This window comes from Streptomyces sp. NPDC054834, assembly GCF_053611185.1.
In genome coordinates, this window is the sequence record NZ_JBSGZV010000044.1 from 34,083 (window position 1) to 56,849 (window position 22,767).

The 22,767-nt window shown below is 71.4% G+C and carries 20 protein-coding genes; 8 read left to right on the plus strand and 12 right to left on the minus strand.

Annotation, left to right across the window (positions count from 1 at the left end):
* Positions 1-225: 225 nt before the first annotated feature.
* Both ACWGJM_RS38605 and ACWGJM_RS38610 read right to left on the minus strand, forming a co-directional pair.
* Entirely contained in the window at positions 226-1,614 is a 1,389-nt protein-coding gene (locus ACWGJM_RS38605; protein WP_453416414.1) for a M16 family metallopeptidase, read from the minus strand.
* Positions 1,611-3,023 carry a M16 family metallopeptidase gene (locus tag ACWGJM_RS38610; RefSeq protein ID WP_453416415.1) on the minus strand — a complete coding sequence of 471 codons (1,413 nt, stop codon included), beginning with the start codon at positions 3,021-3,023 and terminating at the stop codon, positions 1,611-1,613. The genes ACWGJM_RS38605 and ACWGJM_RS38610 overlap by 4 nt, the downstream gene beginning before the upstream one ends.
* A 291-nt stretch (positions 3,024-3,314) precedes the next feature.
* Here ACWGJM_RS38610 and ACWGJM_RS38615 point away from each other — a divergent pair, with 291 nt between their 5' ends.
* The gene (locus tag ACWGJM_RS38615; RefSeq protein ID WP_453416416.1) at positions 3,315-5,774 is read left to right on the plus strand and encodes a DNA gyrase/topoisomerase IV subunit A; all 2,460 of its coding nucleotides are present in this window, start codon (positions 3,315-3,317) and stop codon (positions 5,772-5,774) included.
* On the opposite strand, the gene ACWGJM_RS38620 is transcribed toward ACWGJM_RS38615, so the two are convergent.
* Positions 5,771-6,874 carry a CobW family GTP-binding protein gene (locus ACWGJM_RS38620; protein ID WP_453416417.1) on the minus strand — a complete coding sequence of 368 codons (1,104 nt, stop codon included), beginning with the start codon at positions 6,872-6,874 and terminating at the stop codon, positions 5,771-5,773. The two genes, ACWGJM_RS38615 and ACWGJM_RS38620, sit on opposite strands and share 4 nt — an antisense overlap.
* 336 nt (positions 6,875-7,210) lie before the next feature.
* Between ACWGJM_RS38620 and ACWGJM_RS38625 the strand changes: the two genes are divergently transcribed.
* Positions 7,211-7,762 carry a DUF6082 family protein gene (locus ACWGJM_RS38625; RefSeq protein ID WP_453416418.1) on the plus strand — a complete coding sequence of 184 codons (552 nt, stop codon included), beginning with the start codon at positions 7,211-7,213 and terminating at the stop codon, positions 7,760-7,762.
* Between the two features lie 130 nt (positions 7,763-7,892).
* Positions 7,893-8,129: a hypothetical protein gene (locus ACWGJM_RS38630; RefSeq protein WP_361799787.1), complete on the plus strand. Its 237-nt coding sequence runs from the start codon at positions 7,893-7,895 to the stop codon at positions 8,127-8,129.
* Positions 8,130-8,181: 52 nt separating this feature from the next.
* Here the strand turns inward: ACWGJM_RS38630 and ACWGJM_RS38635 are convergent, their stop codons facing one another.
* Positions 8,182-9,348 carry a citrate synthase/methylcitrate synthase gene (locus tag ACWGJM_RS38635; protein ID WP_453416419.1) on the minus strand — a complete coding sequence of 389 codons (1,167 nt, stop codon included), beginning with the start codon at positions 9,346-9,348 and terminating at the stop codon, positions 8,182-8,184.
* 111 nt (positions 9,349-9,459) lie between these two features.
* Here ACWGJM_RS38635 and ACWGJM_RS38640 point away from each other — a divergent pair, with 111 nt between their 5' ends.
* The 4 genes from ACWGJM_RS38640 to ACWGJM_RS38655 all read left to right on the plus strand — a co-directional run bounded on the left by ACWGJM_RS38640 (position 9,460) and on the right by ACWGJM_RS38655 (position 14,160).
* The gene (locus ACWGJM_RS38640) at positions 9,460-10,716 is read left to right on the plus strand and encodes a citrate synthase (RefSeq protein WP_453416420.1); all 1,257 of its coding nucleotides are present in this window, start codon (positions 9,460-9,462) and stop codon (positions 10,714-10,716) included.
* A gap of 54 nt (positions 10,717-10,770) precedes the next feature.
* On the plus strand, positions 10,771-11,712 hold the full coding sequence (locus ACWGJM_RS38645; RefSeq protein ID WP_453416421.1) for a sucrase ferredoxin: 942 nt from the start codon (positions 10,771-10,773) through the stop codon (positions 11,710-11,712).
* An 88-nt stretch (positions 11,713-11,800) separates the two neighbouring features.
* Positions 11,801-13,483: a sensor histidine kinase gene (locus tag ACWGJM_RS38650; RefSeq protein WP_453416422.1), complete on the plus strand. Its 1,683-nt coding sequence runs from the start codon at positions 11,801-11,803 to the stop codon at positions 13,481-13,483.
* The gene (locus ACWGJM_RS38655; RefSeq protein WP_453416423.1) at positions 13,480-14,160 is read left to right on the plus strand and encodes a response regulator; all 681 of its coding nucleotides are present in this window, start codon (positions 13,480-13,482) and stop codon (positions 14,158-14,160) included. The genes ACWGJM_RS38650 and ACWGJM_RS38655 overlap by 4 nt, the downstream gene beginning before the upstream one ends.
* A gap of 27 nt (positions 14,161-14,187) precedes the next feature.
* On the opposite strand, the gene ACWGJM_RS38660 is transcribed toward ACWGJM_RS38655, so the two are convergent.
* From ACWGJM_RS38660 to ACWGJM_RS38670, 3 genes are all read right to left on the minus strand, one after another.
* Entirely contained in the window at positions 14,188-15,249 is a 1,062-nt protein-coding gene (locus ACWGJM_RS38660; RefSeq protein ID WP_453416424.1) for an ABC transporter substrate-binding protein, read from the minus strand.
* An 89-nt stretch (positions 15,250-15,338) separates the two neighbouring features.
* The gene (locus ACWGJM_RS38665) at positions 15,339-16,202 is read right to left on the minus strand and encodes an ABC transporter permease (protein ID WP_453416425.1); all 864 of its coding nucleotides are present in this window, start codon (positions 16,200-16,202) and stop codon (positions 15,339-15,341) included.
* Complete coding sequence (locus ACWGJM_RS38670; protein ID WP_453416426.1) at positions 16,192-17,007, minus strand: ABC transporter ATP-binding protein; 816 nt, start codon at positions 17,005-17,007, stop codon at positions 16,192-16,194. The genes ACWGJM_RS38665 and ACWGJM_RS38670 overlap by 11 nt, the downstream gene beginning before the upstream one ends.
* Positions 17,008-17,166: 159 nt before the next feature.
* Here ACWGJM_RS38670 and ACWGJM_RS38675 point away from each other — a divergent pair, with 159 nt between their 5' ends.
* A complete protein-coding gene (locus ACWGJM_RS38675; RefSeq protein WP_453416427.1) occupies positions 17,167-17,862 on the plus strand; it encodes a response regulator in 696 nt (231 codons plus the stop codon).
* A 44-nt stretch (positions 17,863-17,906) separates the two neighbouring features.
* On the opposite strand, the gene ACWGJM_RS38680 is transcribed toward ACWGJM_RS38675, so the two are convergent.
* From ACWGJM_RS38680 to ACWGJM_RS38700, 5 genes are all read right to left on the minus strand, one after another.
* Positions 17,907-19,499 (minus strand): solute symporter family protein, encoded by a 1,593-nt coding sequence (locus ACWGJM_RS38680; RefSeq protein ID WP_453416428.1) that lies wholly within the window; start codon positions 19,497-19,499, stop codon positions 17,907-17,909.
* Positions 19,496-20,047: a DUF485 domain-containing protein gene (locus ACWGJM_RS38685; RefSeq protein WP_453416429.1), complete on the minus strand. Its 552-nt coding sequence runs from the start codon at positions 20,045-20,047 to the stop codon at positions 19,496-19,498. The genes ACWGJM_RS38680 and ACWGJM_RS38685 overlap by 4 nt, the downstream gene beginning before the upstream one ends.
* Before the next feature lie 69 nt (positions 20,048-20,116).
* A complete protein-coding gene (locus ACWGJM_RS38690; RefSeq protein ID WP_453416430.1) occupies positions 20,117-20,797 on the minus strand; it encodes a response regulator transcription factor in 681 nt (226 codons plus the stop codon).
* Positions 20,794-21,945 (minus strand): sensor histidine kinase, encoded by a 1,152-nt coding sequence (locus ACWGJM_RS38695; protein WP_453416431.1) that lies wholly within the window; start codon positions 21,943-21,945, stop codon positions 20,794-20,796. Before ACWGJM_RS38695 ends, ACWGJM_RS38690 begins: the two co-directional genes overlap by 4 nt.
* Positions 21,942-22,466, minus strand: coding sequence for a DUF1453 domain-containing protein (locus ACWGJM_RS38700; RefSeq protein WP_453416432.1), 525 nt, complete (start codon positions 22,464-22,466; stop codon positions 21,942-21,944). Before ACWGJM_RS38700 ends, ACWGJM_RS38695 begins: the two co-directional genes overlap by 4 nt.
* Positions 22,467-22,767: the final 301 nt, after the last annotated feature.

Sequence of the window (22,767 nt, forward strand, 5' to 3'; positions counted from 1 at the left end):
TGCGGCGCACTGCCTGACGAACAGCCTGGACGACGCTAAGGGCCACGACTTTCAATCCTCAAACGCAACAGGGTTTTTGTAGTGCACGCCACAGGGCAGACAGGCAACCTCCGCCCCAATTCGGACATCTGGGCAGAGACATGGGAGACGGACCCGGGGAACACCGTGGGGCCCCGGTGATCCATCGTCACCGGGGCCCCACGCGCGCGTGCCGCTGTCGCTCGCCTACTCGGCCGGCACGACGGAGACCTCGCCGATGCCGAGGGCCTCGACCGGCTCCTTGATCTGTGCCGCGTCCCCGACCAAGATCGTCACCAGACGGTCCACCGGGAAGGCGTTGACGACCGCAGCGGTGGCCTCCACCGTGCCGCTCGCGGCGAGCTGCCGGTACAGCGTCGCCTGGAAGTCCTCGGGCAGGTGCTGCTCCACCTGGTCGGCCAGTGTGCTCGCCACGGCCGCCGCCGTCTCGTACTTCAGCGGCGCCACCCCGACGAGGTTCTGCACGGCCACGTCGCGCTCGGCGTCGGTGAGCCCCTCCGCGGCGAGCGTGCGCAGCACCGTCCACAGGTCCTGGAGGGCGGGACCGGTGTTCGGGGTGTCCACGGAGCCGCTGATGGCCAGCATCGAGGCGCCGTTGCCCTCGGGGCCGGACCTGAGGACCTGCCCGAACGCGCGGACGCCGTAGGTGTAGCCCTTCTCCTCGCGCAGGACGCGGTCCAGGCGGGAGGTGAGGGTGCCGCCGAGGCAGTAGGTGCCGAGCACCTGGGCGGGCCACACACGGTCGTGCCGGTCGGCGCCGACGCGGCCGATGAGCAGCTGGGTCTGGACGGCGCCGGGGCGGTCGACGATGACGACGCGTTGGGTGTCGTCGGCGGTCACCGGCGGCACCGGGCGCGGCTGGGCCGCGGAGCCGCTCCACGCGCCCAGGGTCTCGCCGAGCAGCTCGTCGAGGTCGATGCCGGTGAGGTCGCCGACCACGACGGCGGTGGCGGTGGCGGGCCGCACGTGCCGCTCGTAGAAGGCGCGGACGGCCGCCGAGTCGATCTTGGCGACGGTGTCCTCGGTGCCCTGGCGGGGCCGGGACATGCGCGAGGTGGCCGGGAAGAGCTGCCGGGACAGCTCCTTGGCGGCGCGGCGGGAGGGGTTGGCCAGCTCGTGCGGGATCTCGTCGAGGCGGTTGCGCACCAGCCGCTCGACCTCGCCGTCGGCGAACGCGGGCGCTCTGAGGGCGTCGGCCAGCAGCCCGAGCCCCTTGGCCAGGCGGGAGGCCGGGACCTCCAGGCTGAGGCGGACGCCGGGGTGGTCGGCGTGCATGTCGAGCGTGGCGCCCGCACGCTCCAGCTCGGCGGCGAACTCCTCGGCCGAGTGCTTGTCGGTGCCCTCGGAGAAGGCCCGCGCCATGATCGTGGCGACGCCGTCCAGGCCGGCCGGCTCGGCGTCCAGGGGCGCGTCCAGCAGCACCTCGACGGCGACGACCTGCTGGCCGGGGCGGTGGCAGCGCAGGACGGTCAGGCCGTTGTCCAGCGCGCCGCGCTCGGGCGCGGGGAACGCCCACGGCCTGGCCTCGCCCGCCTGGGGCTGCGGGTGGAACTCCATCGCGGCGAGCTCGCTCACTTGTCCGCCTCCTCGTTCTCGTTCTGGTCGGCGCGCGTCTCCACGGTGGCCTCGGCCTCCGGGTCCTCGGGAACGTCCACGTCCTCGGTCTGCTCGGCGGCCTCCGCGGAGACCGGCTCGTAGACGAGCACCGCGCGGTTGTCGGGGCGCAGCCGGGCCTTGGCGACCTCCTGGACCTCCTCGGGGGTCACCTCCAGTACGCGCTGGACGGCGGTGAGAGCGAGCTGCGGGTCGCCGAACAGGACCGCGAAGCGGCACAGTTCGTCGGCGCGGCCCGCGACCGTGCCGAGCCGGTCCAGCCACTCACGCTCCAACTGGGCCTGGGCACGCTCCATCTCCTCGGGCGTGGGGCCCTCCTCGGCGAACCGGGCGAGCTCCTCGTCGATCGCGCTCTCGATGACCGGCACCTCGACGTCGCCGGAGGTCTTCACGTCCAGCCAGCCCAGGGAGGGCGCCCCGACCAGCCGCAGCAGCCCGAACCCGGCCGTGACCGCCGTACGGTCCCGTCGTACGAGCCGGTTGTAGAGGCGGGAGGACTCGCCGCCGCCGAGGACGGTGAGCGCCAGGTCGGCCGCGTCCGCCGCGCGCGTGCCGTCGTGCGGGAGCCGGTAGGCGGCCATCAGGGCGCGCGCCGGGACCTCCTCCACGACGACCTCGCGCAGCTGCTCGCCGATGGTCTGAGGCAGCGAGCCGTCGCGCGGCTCGGGCTTGCCGTCGTGGCCGGGGATCGAGCCGAAGTACTTCTCGATCCAGGCGAGGGTCTGCTGGGGGTCGATGTCGCCGACGACGGAGAGGACGGCGTTGTTCGGCGCGTAGTAGGTGCGGAAGAACGCGCGCGCGTCCTCCAGCGTCGCCGCGTCCAGGTCCGCCATGGAGCCGATCGGCGTGTGGTGGTAGGGGTGGCCGTCCGGGTAGGCCAGGGCGGTCAGCTTCTCGAAGGCGGTGCCGTACGGGACGTTGTCGTAGCGCTGCCGGCGCTCGTTCTTGACGACGTCCCGCTGGTTCTCCATGGACTCGTCGTCGAGGGCGGTCAGCAGCGAGCCCATACGGTCGGCCTCGAGCCAGAGGGCGAGCTCCAGCTGGTGGGCGGGCATGGTCTCGAAGTAGTTGGTGCGCTCGAAGCTGGTGGTGCCGTTCAGCGAGCCGCCGGCGCCCTGCACCAGTTCGAAGTGCCCGTTGCCCTTCACCTGCCCGGAGCCCTGGAACATCAGGTGCTCGAAGAGGTGAGCCAGACCGGTACGTCCCTTGACTTCGTGGCGGGAGCCTACGTCGTACCAGAGGCAGACCGCCGCGACGGGGGTCAGGTGGTCCTCGGAGAGCACCACGCGCAGACCGTTGGCCAGCCGGTGCTCGGTCGCTGTCAGGCCCCCGGAGCCTGCCTCGGCCGTGGTCGTGTGACCCATGGGCATGTACGTCCCTTCGATCGCGGAGGCGGTCGTGAAACCGCGGTCTTCCTGCCGGTCCTGCCACTGTATGCAAGCGTGCGCATCCCGGGCGAAGTTCCCGCGGGACGTACGCCCACAGCGGATCGCGTAGCCTGCGGGCAGCCCTACAGCGGGTGGGGCCCGTCCGACACGTTCGCGTCGTCCGCGAGGAGTCGCGTGGGCGCCCGTGCCGGGGCCTGGCCCGCGCTGTCAGTGCCGCGGTCCACAATGGTCCGCGTCAGATCCGTCAATCGCTTCAGCAAGGAGCCGGCAGCGATGGCCCGCCGCAGCACGAAGACCCCGCCGCCCGACGACTCGTACGAGGAGAGGATCCTCGACATCGACGTCGTGGACGAGATGCGTGGCTCCTACCTCGAGTACGCCTACTCGGTCATCTACTCGCGCGCCCTGCCGGACGCCCGCGACGGCCTCAAGCCCGTACACCGCCGCATCGTCTACCAGATGAACGAGATGGGCCTGCGCCCGGAGCGGGGCTACGTGAAGTGCGCCCGCGTCGTCGGCGACGTCATGGGCAAGCTGCACCCGCACGGCGACGCGTCCATCTACGACGCGCTGGTGCGCATGGCGCAGCCCTTCTCGATGCGCGTGCCCCTGGTGGACGGCCACGGCAACTTCGGCTCGCTGGGCAACGACGACCCGCCGGCGGCCATGCGGTACACCGAGTGCCGGATGGCCGAGGCGACGAGCCTGATGACCGAGTCCATCGACGAGGACACGGTCGACTTCGTCCCCAACTACGACGGCCAGGAGCGGGAGCCGCTCGCCCTGCCCGCCGCCTTCCCGAACCTGCTGGTCAACGGCGCTTCCGGGATCGCGGTCGGCATGGCCACCAACATGCCGCCGCACAACCTGCGCGAGGTCGTCGCGGCCGCCCGCCACCTGATCAGGCACCCGAACGCCGACCTGGACGCCCTGATGCGGCACGTCCCGGGCCCCGACCTGCCCACCGGCGGCCGGATCGTCGGCCTCGCCGGCATCCGGGACGCCTACGAGTCGGGCCGCGGCACCTTCAAGATCCGCGCCACGGTCACGGTGGACACCGTCACCGCGCGCCGCAAGGGCCTGGTCGTCACGGAGCTGCCCTTCGCCGTCGGCCCCGAGAAGGTGATCGCCAAGATCAAGGACCTGGTCGGCTCGAAGAAGCTTCAGGGCATCGCCGACGTCAAGGACCTCACCGACCGCGAGCACGGACTGCGCCTGGTCATCGAGATCAAGAACGGCTTCGTCCCGGAGGCCGTCCTGGAGCAGCTGTACAAGCTGACGCCGATGGAGGAGTCCTTCGGCATCAACAACGTCTGCCTGGTCGACGGCCAGCCGCTCACCCTGGGTCTGAAGGAGCTGCTCGAGGTCTACCTCGACCACCGCTTCGACGTCGTCCGGCGCCGCAGCGAGTTCCGCCGCGGCAAGCGCCGCGACCGCCTGCATCTGGTCGAGGGCCTGCTCACGGCCCTGGTGGACATCGACGAGGTCATCCGGCTGATCCGCTCCAGCGAGAACTCCGCGGAGGCCAAGCAGCGCCTGATGGAGCGCTTCTCACTGAGCGAGATCCAGACGCAGTACATCCTCGACACGCCGCTGCGGCGCCTGACCAAGTACGACCGCATCGAGCTGGAGGCGGAGAAGGACCGGCTGAACGCGGAGATCGAGGAGCTGACCCGGATCCTGGATTCGGACACCGAGCTGCGCAAGCTGGTCTCGGCCGAACTGGCCGCGGTGGCCAAGAAGTTCGGCAGCGACCGGCGCACGGTGCTGCTGGAGTCGGGGGGCGCCCCGGTGGCGGCGGTCCCGCTTCAGGTGGCGGACGACCCGTGCCGGGTGCTGCTGTCGTCGACGGGTCTGCTGGCCCGTACGGCGAACAGCGAGCCGTTCGCGGAGGACGCCGACGCCCGGCGCGTCAAGCACGACGTGATCGTCTCTGCGGTCCCGGCGACCGCGCGCGGCGAGGTGGGTGCGGTGACGTCGGCCGGCCGGCTGCTGCGGATCAACGTGGTCGACCTGCCGCAGCTGCCCGACACGGCGACGGCGCCGAACCTGGCCGGTGGCGCGCCGCTGGCTGAGTTCGTCTCCCTGGAGGACGACGAGACGGTGGTCTGCCTGACCACGCTGGACGAGTCGTCCCCGGGTCTGGCGCTAGGCACGGAGCAGGGCGTGGTCAAGCGCGTGGTCCCCGACTACCCGTCCAACAAGGACGAGCTGGAGGTCATCACGCTCAAGGAGGGCGACCGGATCGTCGGAGCGGTGGAGCTGCGCACCGGCGACGAGGACCTGGTGTTCATCACCGACGACGCCCAGTTGCTGCGCTTCCAGGCGTCCATCGTCCGCCCGCAGGGCCGTCCGGCGGGCGGCATGGCGGGCATCAAGCCGACCGAGGGCGCGAAGGTGATCTCCTTCACCGCCGTCGACCCGGCGGTGGACGCGGTCGTCTTCACGGTGGCGGGCTCGCGCGGGACGCTGGACGACTCCGTGCAGACGACGGCCAAGCTGACCCCGTTCGACCAGTATCCGCGCAAGGGCCGGGCCACCGGCGGCGTGCGCTGCCAGCGGTTCCTGAAGGGCGAGGACTGCCTGTCCTTCGCGTGGGCGGGTCCGGCACCCGCGCGTGCGGCGCAGAAGGACGGCACCCCGGTCGAGCTTCCTGAGCCGGACCCGCGCCGGGACGGTTCGGGCACCTCGCTGTCGAAGACGGTGTGGGTGGTGGCGGGGCCGGTGTTCTAGACCGGCAGGTCCTCGGGGTCGTACTCCTGGGGAACCCCGGGGTCCCGTACGTAGCGCAGGACGCCCCACATGCCGTGCTCGTCGGCGTGTGGGGCGTCGTCCTTGCATGCCTCGAGTTCCTTGCCGAGGGTGGGCGCGTCGATGCCGGTGCCGATGAGGACGAGCTGGGTCAGGCGGGTGTCGGAGGGGCCCCAGGGCTCCGGGTAGAAGCGCAGGAACCGGCCGACGGCGTGCACGGCGTACCGGTTCCGGGTGTCGTACCGGCCGAAGTCGACGTACCCCTTGATCCGGTAGAGCCCCTCGGCCCGGCTGTCGAGGAAGGCCATCAGGCGGCGCGGCTCGAGGGGAACCTCGGAGACGAAGGACAGGCTGTCGTACGCGGTGTGCAGATGCCCGGCGTGGTCGGCGCCGGCCTCGTGCTCGTGCAGGTCGTCCTCGTGCCAGTCGTCCTCGTGCAGGTCGTCGAAGGACAGCTGGCCGATCCGCTCCTCGCTCGGCCGGCAGTCGAAGAGGAACTCCGGATCGATCCGGCCGTAGGTGGCGGGGGTCACCGCGGCCCGGTCGGTGAGGGACCGGACCAGGCCCAGCACACGTTCGCCGTCCGCGGCCCGGTCGAGCTTGTTGACCACCACCAGGTCGGCGAGGGCAAGGTGCCGGTCGATCTCCGGGTGCTTCGCGCGCGTGTCGTCGAACTCGGCGGCGTCGACGACCTCGACCAGCCCGCCGTAGACGATACCGGGATGTTCGCTGGCCAGCACCATACGGACGAGTTCCTGGGGTTCGGCGAGGCCGCTGGCCTCGATGACGATGACGTCGATGCCGGTGGCGGGGTCGGCGAGCCGCTCCAGGTAGAGGTCGAGTTCGCTCGCGTCGACGGCGCAGCACAGGCATCCGTTGCCGAGCGAGACGGTGGAGTCGCCGAGCGCCCCCGCGACCGCCATGGCGTCGATCTCGATGGCCCCGAAGTCGTTGACGATCGCCCCGATGCGGCTGCCCCCGCTGCGGTGCAGCAGATGGTTGAGGAGCGTGGTCTTCCCGGAGCCGAGGAAACCGGCGAGTACGACGACCGGGATCTGCTGCGGACTGCGGCTGTGCCCCAACGTGCGACCTCTCTCACGCGGACGCGCGCACCGGCTCACGGCCCGGCGCACGGACGAGGATGGAATGCCGACCCAGGATACGAGTGAGGAGAAACCCCGCGAAGTGAACGCTTGTCAGCAGGTCTTGCGGGGCAGACGTTGGGCATGGCGCCTGGCGTGCGACCCTTGCTTCCCTCCGTGCGCCGCCTCTCCGCCTCCCCGCCGATCAGAGCCGCTCGGCACTCTGGGAGACGGCAAGCGCCGCCCACCGCTCGCCGGTCCCTCCAGTCGACCCACGTCCCACAGTCGACCCACGTCCCGACGACCGGCGGACGGCCGCCTGATTCGGGGGTTGACATGGCCACACAGAGGTCCGGAAGGACGCGGGGGCTGGGCTCCGCGGCCGTGGCGGGGCTCGCCTTCACAGCGGGGACCGTCGCCGCGTGGACCGCGCGGCAGCGGCGGTGCGCGGAGCTCCGGCTGCGGGCGGAACGGGCAGAGCGGGCGGAGAGCCGGCGGGCCGCCCTGGTCGATTACCAGCGGCTCCAGCTCGGCCTGCTGGAGCGCGCCATCGACGATCCCGAGCTCGCCCTCGTACTGAGCACCTTCGAGGCGGAGTCGCCCACCCAGGTGCGGCAGCACCTGTTCGCCAACGCCCTCTACGCCAACACGCTGTTCGGCTACCGCATCGGCGTCGCCACCCTGGAGGAGTTGCACGGCCATCTGCGCGTGCTGTGCCGGAGCGCCCTCTTCCGGAGGTACTGGGAGTCCACTCGTCCCCATCGCGCGAGCCTCAAGGACGAATCCGAGGAGGGCCGCATCGGCCGGATGGTGGACACCCTCATTCGTGATCTGGACGAGGCCGACACGGAGGAGTGGTGGGTCGTGGGTGAACCTCCTGCGGAGTAAGCCCAGTTGAGCCAAGGGGAGAGCCGGTGGGGCCGGTCCGTTTGGCGTAGGGCGTCTCATTATGCGGACACGCGGCGTGGTAAAAACCTGTCCCCCTTTCCACACCCACACCGCAAGAATGAGGACCCCCTTGAAAATCGTGCGTCGCATCGGTGCGTCCCCCCGGGAGCGCGGCAGCATGACCGGCGACACCTGCCCGGACATCTTCGAGCTGTCCGACGGCAACTTCGCGGTCATCGGCACGGATGCCACCGAGTCGCTCGACCCCCACCTTCCGTCCGACGCGGCCCGCGCGGACCACGAGCGGATCGTGGTGATCAGCCGCGACACACTTCTTCGCGCGAAGGCCGATATTCCGGACGCATAGCGTGGACACGCTCCGGCCCGGCGCTTCGGCGGGCGCCGGGCCTCGCTCGACCTCAGGCCACCGCCGGCACCGCCTCCGGCGGTTCCGGGCCCACGTACCGTGCCACTGGGCGGATGATCTTCGAATCCTCCGCCTGTTCCAGGAGGTTGGCGCTCCAGCCCACCACGCGCCCCGCCGCGAAGGTGGGTGTGAACATCTCGCGCGGCAGACCGCACAGTTCCATGACCACTCCCGCGTAGAACTCGACGTTGGTGTGGAGTTCGCGCCCGGGCTTCAGCTCGGCGAGGATCGCCTCGACCCGGCGCTCGACCTCGATGGCGAAGTCGACGCGCGGCCCGCCGAAGCCGCGGGCGATGTCGCGGAGCATCCGCGAACGGGGGTCCTCCGTACGGTAGACCGCGTGCCCGAAGCCCATGACGCGGTCGCCCGCGAGGACGCGTTCCCGGATCCAGGAGTCGATCCGCTCCGGCGTTCCGATCGCGTCCAAGGTGTCGAGGGCACGGCTCGGCGCACCCCCGTGCAGCGGCCCGGACAGCGCGCCGACGGCGCCCACCAGGCAGGCCGCCACGTCCGCGCCGGTCGACGCGATGATCCTGGCCGTGAAGGTCGACGCATTGAAGCCGTGATCAATGGTTGAGATCAAGTACTGCTCGATCGCCCGGGCCCGCCGTCCGTCCGGCTCCGAACCCGTGAGCATGTACAGGTAGTTGGCCGCGTACGACAGGTCCTCGCGCGGTTCGACCGGCTCGAGCCCCTGCCCGAGGCGGTGGAGGGCGGCGAGCAGGGTGGGTACGGCCGCGCAGGCGGCGACGGTGTCCGCACGGCGCCGGTCGGCGTCGATGTCGTACACCGGCCGGAACCCCCGCACCGCGCCCAGCAGTGACAGCGCCGAGCGCATCCCGGCCAGCGGACCGGAGACACGGCTCGCCGCCGCGAGGGCGGGCAGGGCGGCCCGCACCTCCTCGGGCAGTCGGCGCAGCGCCGCGGTCTCGGCGGTGAACGCGGCTCTCCGCCCGGCGTCCGGCAGTTCGCCGTGGACCAGGAGATGCCAGACGTCCTCGAAGCCGCGGGTCCGCGCGAGGTCGACGGCGGAGTACTGGCGGTAGTGGTAGAAGCCCTCGAATCCGCGCACGTCACCGATCCGGGTGTCGGTGACGACGACGCCCGCGAGTCCACGCGGCACGTCGACGAGGCTGGCTGCGGCCCTGTTGATGGACACGTTTCTTCCTCCCTCAACTGGATTCGACCATCCATGATTGACTCTATGGATGTCAATATTGACTGAATCAATGCATCATCAATACACCGGGAGGCGGATACCGTGGCCCCCATGCGCGATCAAGACCCCGCTTCCGGCCGTCCGGGACGCAGGCTGAGCACCAAGGAGACCGCCGAGCTGCTCGGGGTGAAGCCCGAGACCGTGTACGCGTACGTCAGCCGCGGTCAGCTCAGCAGCAGGCGGGAGCCGGGCGGCCGCGGCAGCACCTTCGACGCCGAGGAAGTGGCGGCCCTCGCCCGGCGCAACAGGCGGGAGGGCAGCGCGATTCCGGGCGCCGGCGGCGAGCTGTCCGTCCGGACCCGCATCACGCTCATCGACAAGGACCGGTACTTCTTCCGGGGCGTCGACGCCACCGAACTCGCCGCGCGCCACTCCTACGAGGAGGTCGCCGAGTGGCTGTGGACGGGCCGGATGCGACCGGGCGTCACGTTCACCGCACCCGAGCCGACCGTCGCCGTCGCCCGCCGCGCGGTGGGGGCCCTGCCCGAGCACACCTCCCCCACCGACCGTCTGCGGGTCGCGGCCATCGCCGCCGCCGCGGAGGACCCGCTGCGCTTCGACCTGTCGGAGGAGGCCGTGCTCAGCACCGCGCGCATCCTCATCCCGACACTCGTCGCCGCACTGCCGCCGCAGCCGTTCGCCCACCTCAACGACGGCCCGCTCGCCCACCGGCTGTGGGGCCGGCTGACCGGGCGCGAGGCCGACGAGGCCGCCCTGCGCGTCCTGGACACGGCGCTCGCCCTGCTCGCCGACCACGACCTGGCCGCCTCGACGCTCGCCGTGCGCGTGGCCGCCTCGGCCCGGGCGCACGCCTACGCGGCCGTCTCGGCCGGACTCGGGGTGATCGAGGGCCCGTTGCACGGCGCGGCCAGCGGCCTCGCCCACCGGCTGCTGCTCGACGTACTCGACCAGGGCACCGCCGTGCCCGTGATCGCGGACGAACTCCGCGCCGGCCGCCGCATTCCCGGGCTGGGCCACCGGCTCTACACCGGCGAGGACCCCCGCGCGCGCGTCCTTTTCGGCCTCCTGGAGCAGGTCCCGCGCGCCGAACCCGCCCTCCTCGCGGCGCGGGACATCGTCGCCACGACCGCCCGGCACGCCCCGCTGCACGCCAACGTGGACCTGGCCCTCGCCGTTTTCACCGTGGCAACCGGCATGCCCGCCACCGCGGGCGAGACGATCTTCGCCGTCGCCCGCACCGCGGGCTGGATCGCCCACGCCCTGGAGGAGTACGGGGAGCGCCCGCTGCGCATGCGCCCCAGCGGGCACTACGTCGGTCCGCAGCCCCCTCAGCCCCTGCCCGAGTAGAACACGAGGACGGCTGGAAGTCTCTTCGAGGAAAGGCAGGTTAGGCTTACCTGTGTGAGTAGGTGCGCGACCGTCTCCCGGAGCCTCGACGAGCCCGTTTCCGGTACCGCGGCCACGGCGACGACGTGGCTGCTGCTGGAACAGCCCGGGCCGTGGGGCGCCAAGGCGCTCACTTCCAGCCACCTGGACCGCACACTGGGCCGCGCCCTGGAGGCCGCCGCCGAGGGCACGGGCGTGCGGATCGCGCTCATCCGCCGCCCCGGCCGGCACGCCGACCCCGGAACACCCGCCGTGCGCCAGGTGTACGTGGCCCACACCGTCCCCGGAAGAAGCTGGCTGCATCACGCCACCACCCGCGATCCGCGACAGTTGCTCGGCCTCGACTTCACCGCCCTGGGCGCCGGTGATCACCGCAGCTTCGGCTCGGCGCTCGGGGGACGGCCGCACGAGGGCGGCCCGCTCGCCCTCATCTGCACCAACGGCAAGCGCGACCGCTGCTGCGCCCTCCTCGGCCGTCCCCTCGCGGCCGAACTCGGCGCGTCCGGCGTGCGGGGCGTGTGGGAGGTCACTCATCTGGGTGGACATCGCTTCTCACCGACGGTGCTCGTGCTGCCGTACGGATACGCGTACGGCCGGGCCGAGGCCCACGCCGTCAAGGAAGTCCTGGATGGCGTCCAGGAGGGCCGTGTCGTCGTCGAGGGGTGCCGCGGGCGGTCCGCGTGGGCACGGCCCGGACAGGCGGCGGAGCTGGCCGTGCGCTCCGCGACGGGCGAGTACGCGGCGGAGGCGCTGAGCGTCGTACGGACGGACGGCGCGGCGCCGCACTGGGAGGTGACCGTCGCCCACGCCGACGGCCGTCACTGGCGGGTGACCGTGGCCCAGAGCGCCTCGCTGCCCCTCCGCCCGGAGAGCTGCGGGGCCGCCGTGCTCGGTTCGCCGGCCCGGATGGACGTGGTGGCGGTGCGGGAACTGACCGGGGCGGGACTGGCGGGCTGAGCCCACACGCCGCTTTCCCAAGAATTGGTCAAGAGATCCACGCCACACCCCTTCGGCAGCACCCCGCGTCCCACGTACCGTCTTGGGTATGAGCCCCACCTCCCCCGCACGCCGCCGGCGCCTGGGTCTGCCGCGACGGATGTTCTCGCAGGTCCTGCTGATGCAGCTGGCGATCGCCGCGGGAGTCGCGGTACTCGCGACCGGGCTGTTCCTGGCGCCGCTGAGCAAGCAGCTCGACCAGGAGGCGATGCGCCGCGCGCTCGCGATCGCGCAGACCACCGCGCAGAACCCGAAGATCGCCCAGGGGATCCTGACCACCCGGCCCAGCGTCGACGGCCCGGTGCAGAAGGAGGCGGAGCGGATCCGGCACGCCACGGGCGCCGAGTACATCGTGGTGATGGACCGACATGAGATCCGCTGGTCCCACCCCACCACGAGCGAGATCGGCCGCCCGGTGTCCACCAGCCCGCGCGACGCCCTGGCCGGCAAGGAGGTCATGGAGATCGACAAGGGCACCCTCGGCCGCTCCGCCCGGGGCAAGGTGCCGCTGAGAGACGCCCACCACCGGATCGTCGGCGCGGTCTCGGTCGGCATCGCGTACGACAGCGTGCGGGCGCGGCTGATCGGCGCCATCCCGGGGCTGTTCGCGTACGCGGGCGGCGCCCTCGCGGTCGGCGCGCTGGCCGCCTGGCTGATCTCCCGCAGGGTGCAGCGGCAGACCCGGGACCTGGCCTTCTCGGACATATCGGCACTGCTCGCCGAGCGCGAGGCGATGCTGCACGGGATCCGGGAGGGCGTCGTCGCGCTCGACCGCGCGGGCCGTGTCCGCCTGCTCAACGACGAGGCCCGGCGTCTGCTGGGCATCGGTGACGAGGCCGTCGGCCGGTCGCCGGACGAGGCGCTCGGCGCGGGCCGTACGACCGACGTCCTGGCCGGCCGGGTCACCGGCACCGACCTGCTCACCGTGCGCGGCCAGCGGGTCCTCGTCACCAACCGCATGCCCACCGACGACGGCGGCGCGGTGGCCACCCTGCGCGACCGTACCGAGCTGGAGCAGCTCGGCCGTGAACTCGACTCCACGCGGGGCCTGATCGACGCCCTGCGCGCCCAGGACCACGAGCACGCCAACCGCATGCACACGCTGCTGGGTCTGCTCGAACTGGAGATGTACGACGACGCCGTGGAGTTCGTCGGAGAGGTGGTCGGCGACCACCGGGCCACCGCGGAGCAGGTCACCGAGAAGATCCACGACCCGCTGCTGGCCGCCCTGCTGGTCGGCAAGGCGACCGTCGCGGCCGAGCGAGGGGTGGCCCTGTGGGTCTCCGACGGGACCCGGCTGCCGGACCGGCTGATCGACCCCAGGGGGCTGGTGACGGTCGTGGGCAACCTGGTCGACAACGCGCTCGACGCCGTCGCGGGCACCCCGCACGCGCGCGTGGAGGTCGAGTTGCGCGCCGAGGCGCGTACGGTCGTCCTCAGCGTGCGCGACACGGGGCCCGGGATCCCGGTGCAGCAGCGGGAGTTGATCTTCACGGACGGCTGGTCCACGAAGAAGCCGCCCGCGCACGGCAAGCGCGGCCTCGGGCTCTCCCTGGTGCGCCGGTTCGCCGAGCGGCAGGGCGGGAGCGCGACGGTGACCGAAGCGGAGGGCGGGGGCGCTCGGTTCACGGTCGTACTGCCGGAGGCACTGACCGAGCCTGGCCTGGAGCCGGCCCTCCACCCGGCCCTCACCGCGTCCGCCCCGGCCGTCGACGAGGAGGAGGCCCGATGATCGAGGTCCTGGTCGTGGACGACGACGTCCGGGTGGCCCGGGTCAACGCCGCCTACGTGGAGAAGGTACCGGGCTTCCATGTGGCCGCGGAGGCGCACACCGCGGCGGAGGCGCTGCACCGGCTGGAGACGCTGCCACGCCTCGACCTGGTCCTGATGGACCATTACCTGCCCGACGAGACGGGCCTGGCGGTCGTGCAGGAGATGCGCCGCCGGGGCCACCAGACCGACGTGATCATGGTGACGGCGGCCCGGGACGTGTCGACGGTCCAGGCCGCCATGCGGCAGGGCGCCCTCCAGTACCTGGTCAAGCCGTTCGCCTTCGCCGGTCTGCGGGCGAAGCTCGAGGCGTACGCGCATCTGCGCCGCACCCTCGACGGCGGTGGCGAGGCCGAACAGGCGGAGGTGGACCGCATCTTCGGCGCGCTGTCCGCGCCGTCGGAGCCCGGGCTGCCCAAGGGGCACTCCCCCACCACCGCCGAGCTGGTGCGCCAGTCCCTGATGAACGCCGACGGCCCTCTGTCGGCCCAGGAGATCGCCGAGCGGACCGGGGTGAGCCGGCAGACCGCCCAGCGCTATCTGAAGCTGCTGGAGCGCACCGGCCGGGCGAGGCTGACCCTCAAGTACGGCGATGCGGGCCGCCCGGAACACCGTTACGTGTGGGCGACCCGCATCTGACCGCTGCCGACGGGGACGTCAGCCCGCCTACTTCGCGGCCTTGTCGACGAATTCGGTCGTGTAGGTCTTGCTCAGGTCCACCTTGGCGTTCTTGATGTTGGGGTTGAACGCCTTGAGGACCTTCTCGACGGTCTCGGGACCGTTCGTGGGCATCACTCCGTCGTCGGTGAACATGGGCAGGGTGCTCTTGATGGCCTCGGCGTACAGCGTCTTGTTGCCCTGGGAGTAGTCGGCGGGCATCTTGGCCGCGATCTCGGAGGCGCTGTGGGTCGACATCCACTTGAGCGTCTTGACGAACGCGTTGGCCAGCTTCTGGACGGTGTCCTTGTGGCTGTTCACCCAGTCCGTCTGCATGTACAGACTGGACGACGGGTACGGGCCGCCGAGCGCTTCCTTGGAGCCTTCTGGCGTCCGCATGTCCAGGAGGACCTTGCCCGCCTTCTTGTCCAGGATCGTGGCGACGGTCGGGTCGGTCGTCATACCGGCGTCGATCGAGCCCTGCTGGAGCGCCGAGATGAACGTCGGGCCCGCGCCCACGGCGACCGGGCTGAAGTCGCTGATCTTCACCCCGTTCTTGACGGCGAGGTACTTGGTGAGGAAGTCGGTCGAGGAGCCGAGACCGGTGATGCCGAGCTTCTTGCCCTTGAAGTCCTTCGGCGAGGTGATGTCGCCCGCCTTCTTGGTGGAGACCACCTCCACCTCGCCGGGGGCGTGCGAGAACTGCACGACGGACTCCACGGACTTGCCCTTCGTCTGAAGGTCGAGGGTGTGGTCGTAGAAGCCGACGGCGCCCTGGACCTGGCCGGAGACGAGCGCGGTCTCGGCCTGGACACCGGCGGGCTCGCTGAGGAGTTCCACGTCGAGTCCCTCGGAGCCGAAGTAGCCGAGCCGCTGGGTCAGCATCGCCGGCAGATAGATGACCTTGTCCAGGCCACCGACCATGATCTTGACCTTCGTACCCTTGCCGTCGCCCTTGCTGCCGGCGTCGGCGGAGGTGCTGCTCGCCGCGTCATTGGCGCAGGCGGTGAGCGAGGAGAGGGCGAGCAGGCCGGAGGCGGCGAGCGAGGCGTATCTGGCGGTCTTGCGCATGGCGGTTCACGTCCTTGTGAGGGGGCGGTGCGGGTGAAGGGGGGTGTCTTGGAGCGCTCGGCCTCGGGGCGGCGCTGGGCGGCCCGGGCTCAGTGGCCGGAGTTCGCCGGCTTCCATCGGAAGATGCGGTGCTCGGCGAAGGTCAGCAGGCCCTCGGCCACGAGTGCGACGGCCGCGAGGATGACCATCGCGGCGTAGACGCCGGCGGCGTTGAAGGTGCCCTGGGACTGGGCGACGAGCAGGCCGATGCCCTCGGTGGCGCCGATGTACTCGCCGACGATGGCACCGATGAGGGCGAAGCCGAAGCTGACGTGCAGGCTGGTGAAGATCCAGGAGGTCGCCGAGGGGATGACCACCTGAAGCGTCACCCGGCGGTCGCTCGCGCCGAGGATCCGGGCGTTGGACACCAGGTTGCGGTCTACCTCGCGGGCACCCTGGAAGGCGTTGAAGAACACCGGGAAGAACACCAGCACCACGGCCGACGCGATCTTGGAGGCGGGGCCCAGCCCGAACCAGATCACGAAGATCGGGGCCAGGACGATCCTGGGGATGGAGTTGAGCACCTTGATGTATGGACCAAGGACATCGGCGAGGAAGGCGATCCGCCCCAGCGCGATACCGAAGACCACACCGGCGACGACACCGATGACCCAGCCGAGCAGCGCCTCCTGCAACGTGGCCCAGATCTGCTGGCCCAGCGAGCCCTGTGCCGTTCCGTGCATCACCCAGGTGCTGATCTGGTCCCAGATCTGCGAGGGCATCGAGAAGTTGAACGGATCGATGATCTTGGCCCGGGACAGCCCTTCCCACAGGCCGAGCACGGCCACCAGGAGGAGCACCCGTGCGGCGGCGACGACCACCTTGCGTCTGCGGGCGGCGGCGGCGCGCGTCTGGGCGCGGCCCGGAGTCTTCGCCGTGTCGACGACCGGCGTGCTGATGACCTCAGGCGACATTGGCGGCACCCCTCTCACGGGTGATGCGGACCTCTTCGCCGAGGGACTCCCAGATCTCGCGGTAGATCTCGATGAACCGCGGCTCCAGACGTACCTGCTCGACCTTGCGCGGCCGCGGCAGGTCGATGTCGAAGACCTGCTTGACGGTCGCGGGACCGGCGGTCATCACGACGACCTTGTCGGCCAGCGCGATGGACTCCTCCAGGTCGTGGGTGACGAAGACGACGGAGGCGCCGGTGCCCTCCCACAGCTCCAGCAGCTCGTCCGACATCAGCGCCCGGGTCTGCACGTCGAGCGCCGAGAAGGGCTCGTCCATCAGCAGGATCTCGGGGTCGTTGACGAAGGTGGCGGCGAGGGCCACGCGCTTGCGCTGACCACCGGAGAGCTGGTGAGGGTAGCGGTCCTCGAAGGCCGCGAGCCCGACCCGGGCCAGCCACTCGCGGGCCTTCTGCTTGGCCTCCGGCTTCGGCACGCCACGGAAACGGGGGCCCGCCATGACGTTGGACAGCACCGTCCGCCAGGGAAAGGTGGCGTCCTGCTGGAAGACGAAGCCGACCTTGTCGCCGACCCCGTTCACCGGCACCCCGGCAACCAGCACATCACCCTCGGTGGGCTCCTCCAGGCCGCTGACCAGGGTCAGCGTGGTCGACTTGCCGCAGCCGGTGGGGCCGACGACGGCCACGAACTCGCCGCGCCCGACGGTCAGGTCCAGGTCCCGGACAGCCGTGTGCAGACCCCCCGACGGGGTTCTGAAGGTCTTGCTCGCGCCCCGTAGCTCGATGGCGGGGCTGGTGTCTGCGCTCATGGCCCGGGACGGTAGGTGTGGCCCGGGCCACAGCATCAGTCTTCTGAGCGCAAGCCATTCTTTTGCTCGCAAGAGCCTGTTGTGCTCATTTTGCTCGGGTTACAACTGCGGAGCACGAAACACGGGCTTAACGCTCGCCGGCCTTGAAGGAGAGGCCCGATGATTGACGTCCTGGTCGTGGACGACGACTTCCGCGTCGCCGAGATCAACGCCAAGTACGTGGGAAAGGTTCCCGGCTTCCGGGTGGCCGCCCGCGCGCACTCCGCCGCCCAGGCGCTGTCCGCCGTGGAACGCGGAGCCATCGACCTGGTGCTGCTCGACCACTACCTGCCGGACCGGACCGGCCTCGAACTGGTGCACCGCATGCGGGAACAGGGTCACGGCACCGACGTCATCATGATCACGGCGGCCAGCGATGTGACGACGGTGCAGAAGGCCATGCGCCTGGGCGCCCTGCACTATCTGGTCAAGCCGTTCACCTTCGCGGCGCTGCGCACCCGCCTGGACTCGTACGCCGCGCTGCGCCGCACCGTCGACCGGGTCGGCGGCCGGGGCCTGGCAGGCCAGGAACAGGTCGACCGGATCTTCGGCGCCCTGCGAACCGCGCCCGCGCCCTCCTCCTCCCCCGGCCTGCCCAGCGGCCAGTCGGAGCCCACCACGGATCTCATCTGCGGGGTCCTGCACCGCGCCGACCACCCGCTCTCCGCCCACGAGGTCGCCGCCGAAACCGGCCTGAGCCGCTCCACCGCCCAGCGCTATCTGCGGCACCTGGAACAGGCCGGCCGGCTCCGTCTCTCCCTGAAGTACGGCGACACCGGCCGGCCGGAGCACCGGTACGCGTGGGTGGCGCCGTAACAACTCACCGTCCGGGGTCGTGCCCCACCCTGTCCGCTCCCCCGCTACACGGCCCCCGCTCCGGTCAGCGACCGCACTTCGGTCTCCGCGTGCCCGGCTTCGTCCGGGGCCTCGTCCGAGGTGACCGTGCCCAGCCAGCCCGCCAGGAAGCCCAGCGGGATCGAGACGATGCCCGGGTTCTCCAGCGGGAAGTACTGGAAGTCGACGTCCGGGAACAGCGCGCCCGGACTGCCCGACACCACCGGGGACAGGATCACGAGCCCCAGGGCCGGGAGCAGCCCGCCGTATACGGCCCATACCGCGCCGCGCGTCGTGAAGCCGCGCCAGAACAGCGAGTAGAGCAGCACGGGCAGGTTGGCGGACGCGGCCACGGCGAAGGCGAGTCCCACCAGGAAGGCGACGTTGAGGTCCCGGGCCAGCAGACCGAGCGCGATCGCGACCACGCCGATGCCCACCGCCGCGACCCGCGCCACGGCCACCTCGCTGCGCGGCGCCCCACGCCCGCGCCGCAGGGACGTGTACAGGTCGTGGGCCACGGACGCCGAGGAGGCGAGTGTGATCCCGGCGACCACCGCGAGGATGGTCGCGAAGGCTACGGCTGCCACGACCGCGAACAGAACCGTTCCGCCGGTGGAGTCCGCCCCGCCACCCAGATCGAGCGCGAGCAACGGAGCCGCCGTGTTCCCGGCCGCGTTCGACCTGCGTACCTCCTCCGGCCCGACGATCGCGGCCGCGCCGAACCCGAGGACGATCGTCATCAGGTAGAACCCGCCGATCAGCCCGATCGACCAGACCACCGAACGACGCGCGGCCGGCGCGGTCGGCACCGTGTAGAAGCGCGACAGGATGTGCGGCAGCCCCGCCGTACCGAGCACCAGCGCGAGGCCCAGGCTGATGAAGTCCAGGCGCGCCGTCCAGTCCCCGCCGTACTTCAGGCCCGGCGCCAGGAAGGCCCGCCCGTGGCCGCTGCGCTCGGCGGCCGTGAGCAGCAACCGGTCGACGTCGCCGTGGAACCTCAACAGGACGAGCACGGTCAGCACGACGGTACCGCTGAGCATCAGGACCGCCTTCACGATCTGAATCCATGTGGTGGCCCGCATCCCTCCCAACGACACATAGATCACCATGAGCGCGCCGACACCGATGACGGTCCAGGCCTGCGCCGCCTCGCTGGTCCGCCCGAGCAGCAGCGCGACCAGGCTGCCCGCGCCCACCATTTGCGCCACCAAATACAGAACGGACACGGTGACCGAGGAAGTTCCCACGGCGAGCCGGACCGGCCGCTCGCTCATCCGCGCGGCGATCACGTCGGCGAGAGTGAAGCGCCCGCAGTTGCGCACCAGTTCGGCGACGAGGTACAGCACCACGAGCCAGGCGACGAGGAAGCCCACCACGTACAGCAGTCCGTCGTAGCCGAACAGCGCGATCAGCCCGGTCACACCCAGGAACGAGGCGGCCGACAGGTAGTCGCCCGCGAGGGCAAAACCATTCTCCATCGGGGAGAAGAGCCGCCCGCCCGCGTAGAACTCCTCCGCCGAGCCACGCCGGTGGCGACCCACCCAGGTCGTGATCGCCAGAGTGACGGCCACGAAGACGCTGAACAGCCCGAACGCCAGTGTCTGATGCTGACCCGTCACAGCGCACCACCCCTGCCGCCGCGCGCCAGCTCCTGCGTGTCCCAGCGCAGGTCCAGGGCCGCCCGGTCCCTGCGCAGACGCGCGTGACGGGAGTAGGCCCAGGTGAACAGGAAGGTGGTGAGGAACTGCCCGAGCCCCGCGAGTATCGCCACGTTCACCGCGCCCGCCACCGGCCTCGCCATCAGCCCGGGTGCGACCGTCGCAGTCACCACATACCCCACGTACCAGCTGAGGAAGAGCAAAACCCCGGGCACCACGAACCTCCGGTACCGACTGCGCACCTCCTGGAAGGCCGCACTCCGCTGCACCTCGAGGTACACGTCGCGGGCGCGAACCTCCGGTCCCTGCCCGCCGGCTCGCGCGACCGGCACGGCGGCGGGAGCGGGGGCACCCGTACCGTCCAGTTCACCCCACCCCGAGCGAGCTGCGTCGTGCCAAGGGTCCTCGTGCCTCACGTGGTGGGGAGCCGGGCCGTGGCCGTCCTGGTTCTCGGCCGTACTGTCCGGACCGCCCCCGTCTGGGCGATAACCACCGTTGTTTGACTGCATGCCCAAGGATGGACAGACCGGGGAGATCCCCGGCTCTTCTTCGCCGGGCTCTTCACCCCATCAGGTGACTCAACCCGCTGGTGGCCGCGCCAGTCCGTTCGCGTACGCGTAACGCACGGCCTGGGCGCGGTCCTTGAGACCTGTCTTGGCGAAGAGGTTGTTGATATGAGTCTTCACGGTCGCCGTGGAGACGTGCAGCTTGCGGGCGATCTCCTGGTTGGTGAGCCCCTCGGCGATCAGCACCAGTACCTCGGTCTCCCGGGCGGTCAGTCCGTCCGGTGCCTCCTCGGGCGCCGAGGGCGGCTCGGGCTGCGACAGCCGTTCCAGCAGTCGCCGTTGCACGCTCGGCGAGAGCCCCGCGTGCCCCGACAGCACGCTCTCCACGGCCCGGACGATCTCGTCACCGCCGGCGTCCTTGGTGAGGTAACCACGCGCTCCCGCTCTCAGCGCGGGGAACAGCGAATCGTCGTCCGCGAAGGTGGTGAGCACCACGACCTGGGTCCCGGGGTGTTCGGCCCGGATCCGCCGGGTCGCCTCCACACCGTCGCAGCGAGGCATCCGCAGGTCCATCAGAACGACGTCGGGTGCGAGCTCGGCGACGAGCCGCACCGCCTCCTCCCCGTCACCCGCGGCCCCGACGACCTCGATGCCCGGCAGCAGCCCGAGCAGCATCACGATGCCCTCCCGGACCACGGTCTGGTCGTCCACGACGATCACCCGCGCGGGCTTCTTCTCGGCCTCCTCCGTCATACGGGCACCTTCAGCGTCACCACGAACCCCTCCTCCTCCGGCCCCGCCTCGAGCGAACCACCCAGCAGTTCGGCACGCTCCCGCATGCCCAGCAGACCGTATCCCGCGCCCGCACCGGTCAGTTCCCCCGGCGTTCCGCCCGAGTCCCGCACGCCGAGCGTCACTTCGTGCTCGCCGTACTCCAGCCGTATCCGGACCTTGGCGCCGTGGGCGTGCTTGCGCACGTTCGTCAGCGCCTCCTGGGCGACCCTGCGCACGGCCTGTGACGCCTCGGCGGACAGCGGTCTGCGATCACCCGTGACGGTGACCTCGGCGCCGACCGCCTCGCTGACGAGCTCGGCCAGGAACTCCTCCAGCGGGGTCAGCTCGCCCCTCAGCGCGGAGAGGGCCTGCCGGGTCTCGGCGAGACCGTCGCGAGCCATTCCGCGTGCCGCCACCACCCGCTCCAGGATCTGCTCCCGGTCCGCGCCCCGCTCGATCAGCAGCCGGGCGGCTTCCAGGTGGACGAGCTGGGCGGAGAGGCTGTGGGCCAGGACGTCGTGGATCTCCCGCGCGATCCTGGCCCGCTCGGCCAGCGCCGCGGACTCGGCCTCGGCGGACCGTGCGGCCCGCTCCTGGGCGAGCAGCCGCTGGGCGCTGCCCCGGGCCTCGGCGTCGAGCCGGAGGACGTAGCCGGCGAGGGCCATGCCCGTGACCGTGGCGGCGGTGGTCAGCCATACGTCGTTGTTGACCGCGGAGAAGGCGGCGAGGGCGAGAGCGGCGACCGGGAGGGCCGCGCCGAGCGGCATCCGCTCCAGTGCGGAGATCGCGCAGCCGCACCACAGGACGAGGGCCGGCCCGCGGAACCCCGTCGACTGGGCCACCATCGCCAGGCCCAGCAGCAGCGCGACGACCGCCAGCGATGTCAGCAGACGGTGCTGGTAGGTGGTCCGGTAGAAGGCCCAGGCGAGCGCTCCGGCCAGGACGATGCCGCCCACCGCCACGACCGTCCCCCAGCCGTGCACGTGGCGGTCTTCGAAGGCGCTCCACAGCAGCAGGGTGAGGACGACCAGGCGCACGACCCAGGCGATCACACGTCTCGGCCGGGAGATGCCCTCCCGGCCGAGCGCCTCCCGGGAGGGCCAGCGTGTCCAGGCGTTGTCCGTCACACACGTTCCTTCCACGCGGGCCGCGGCATGGCGTCACCGTACGCCGCGGCCGGAGCGACCGCGGTCGGGAGGGACTGGGCACGCCAGAGCAGGATTCCGGAGCGGACGAGCAGGGTGCCGGCGAGCGCGAGGAGCAGGGCGGAGCTGTCCTGGTGGACGCCGAACAGCACGCCGAGGCCGAAGAGGCCCGCGCGCAGGGCGATACCGAGGACCCACACGGCCACGCTCGCCTTGGTGCTCTTGCTCCACACGACCCCGCCCGGCTCCCGCCACATGCGGCTCGTCCATGCCCAGCCGGCACCGGTGGCCAGGCCTATGAGCAGCTCGGCGGCGAGCAGCAGGACGGACGCGGTGCGGTGGTGGGCGTCGATCGTCCCGGGCTCGCGCAGCGCCAGGACCGCGAGGACGACGGGCACGAGCCACCACCGTCGGTCGATGCTGATGGCCTGGGCGCGGAACTGGCGCACGATCACCAGCACGACGACGGCCACGATCAGCAACGCGTTGACGAGCCCGGGCATCAGAGCCTCCGTGAGCGGAAGGGAGCGCCTACAGCGAGCGCTGCCGACGTCTTCGACGCTACGGAAGTTCGCAGGTCAGCAGATCGGAGCGGGGGTGGATCGCGGGTGGATCCACCCCCCGCACGGCCTCCACCCACGGGTGGAGAAGCACCGGAGCGATCGCCGGCCACGGGGGGCACCGGCGCCGGGCGGCAGCGCTCGGACGCCGACGCTGCGAAGCCCGGCCGGACGGTGGGGTGCCCGGCGCTGTGAGCCACGGACAACGACGTCGACGGCGGCGGGCGAGGCCGCGAGCGCCGCC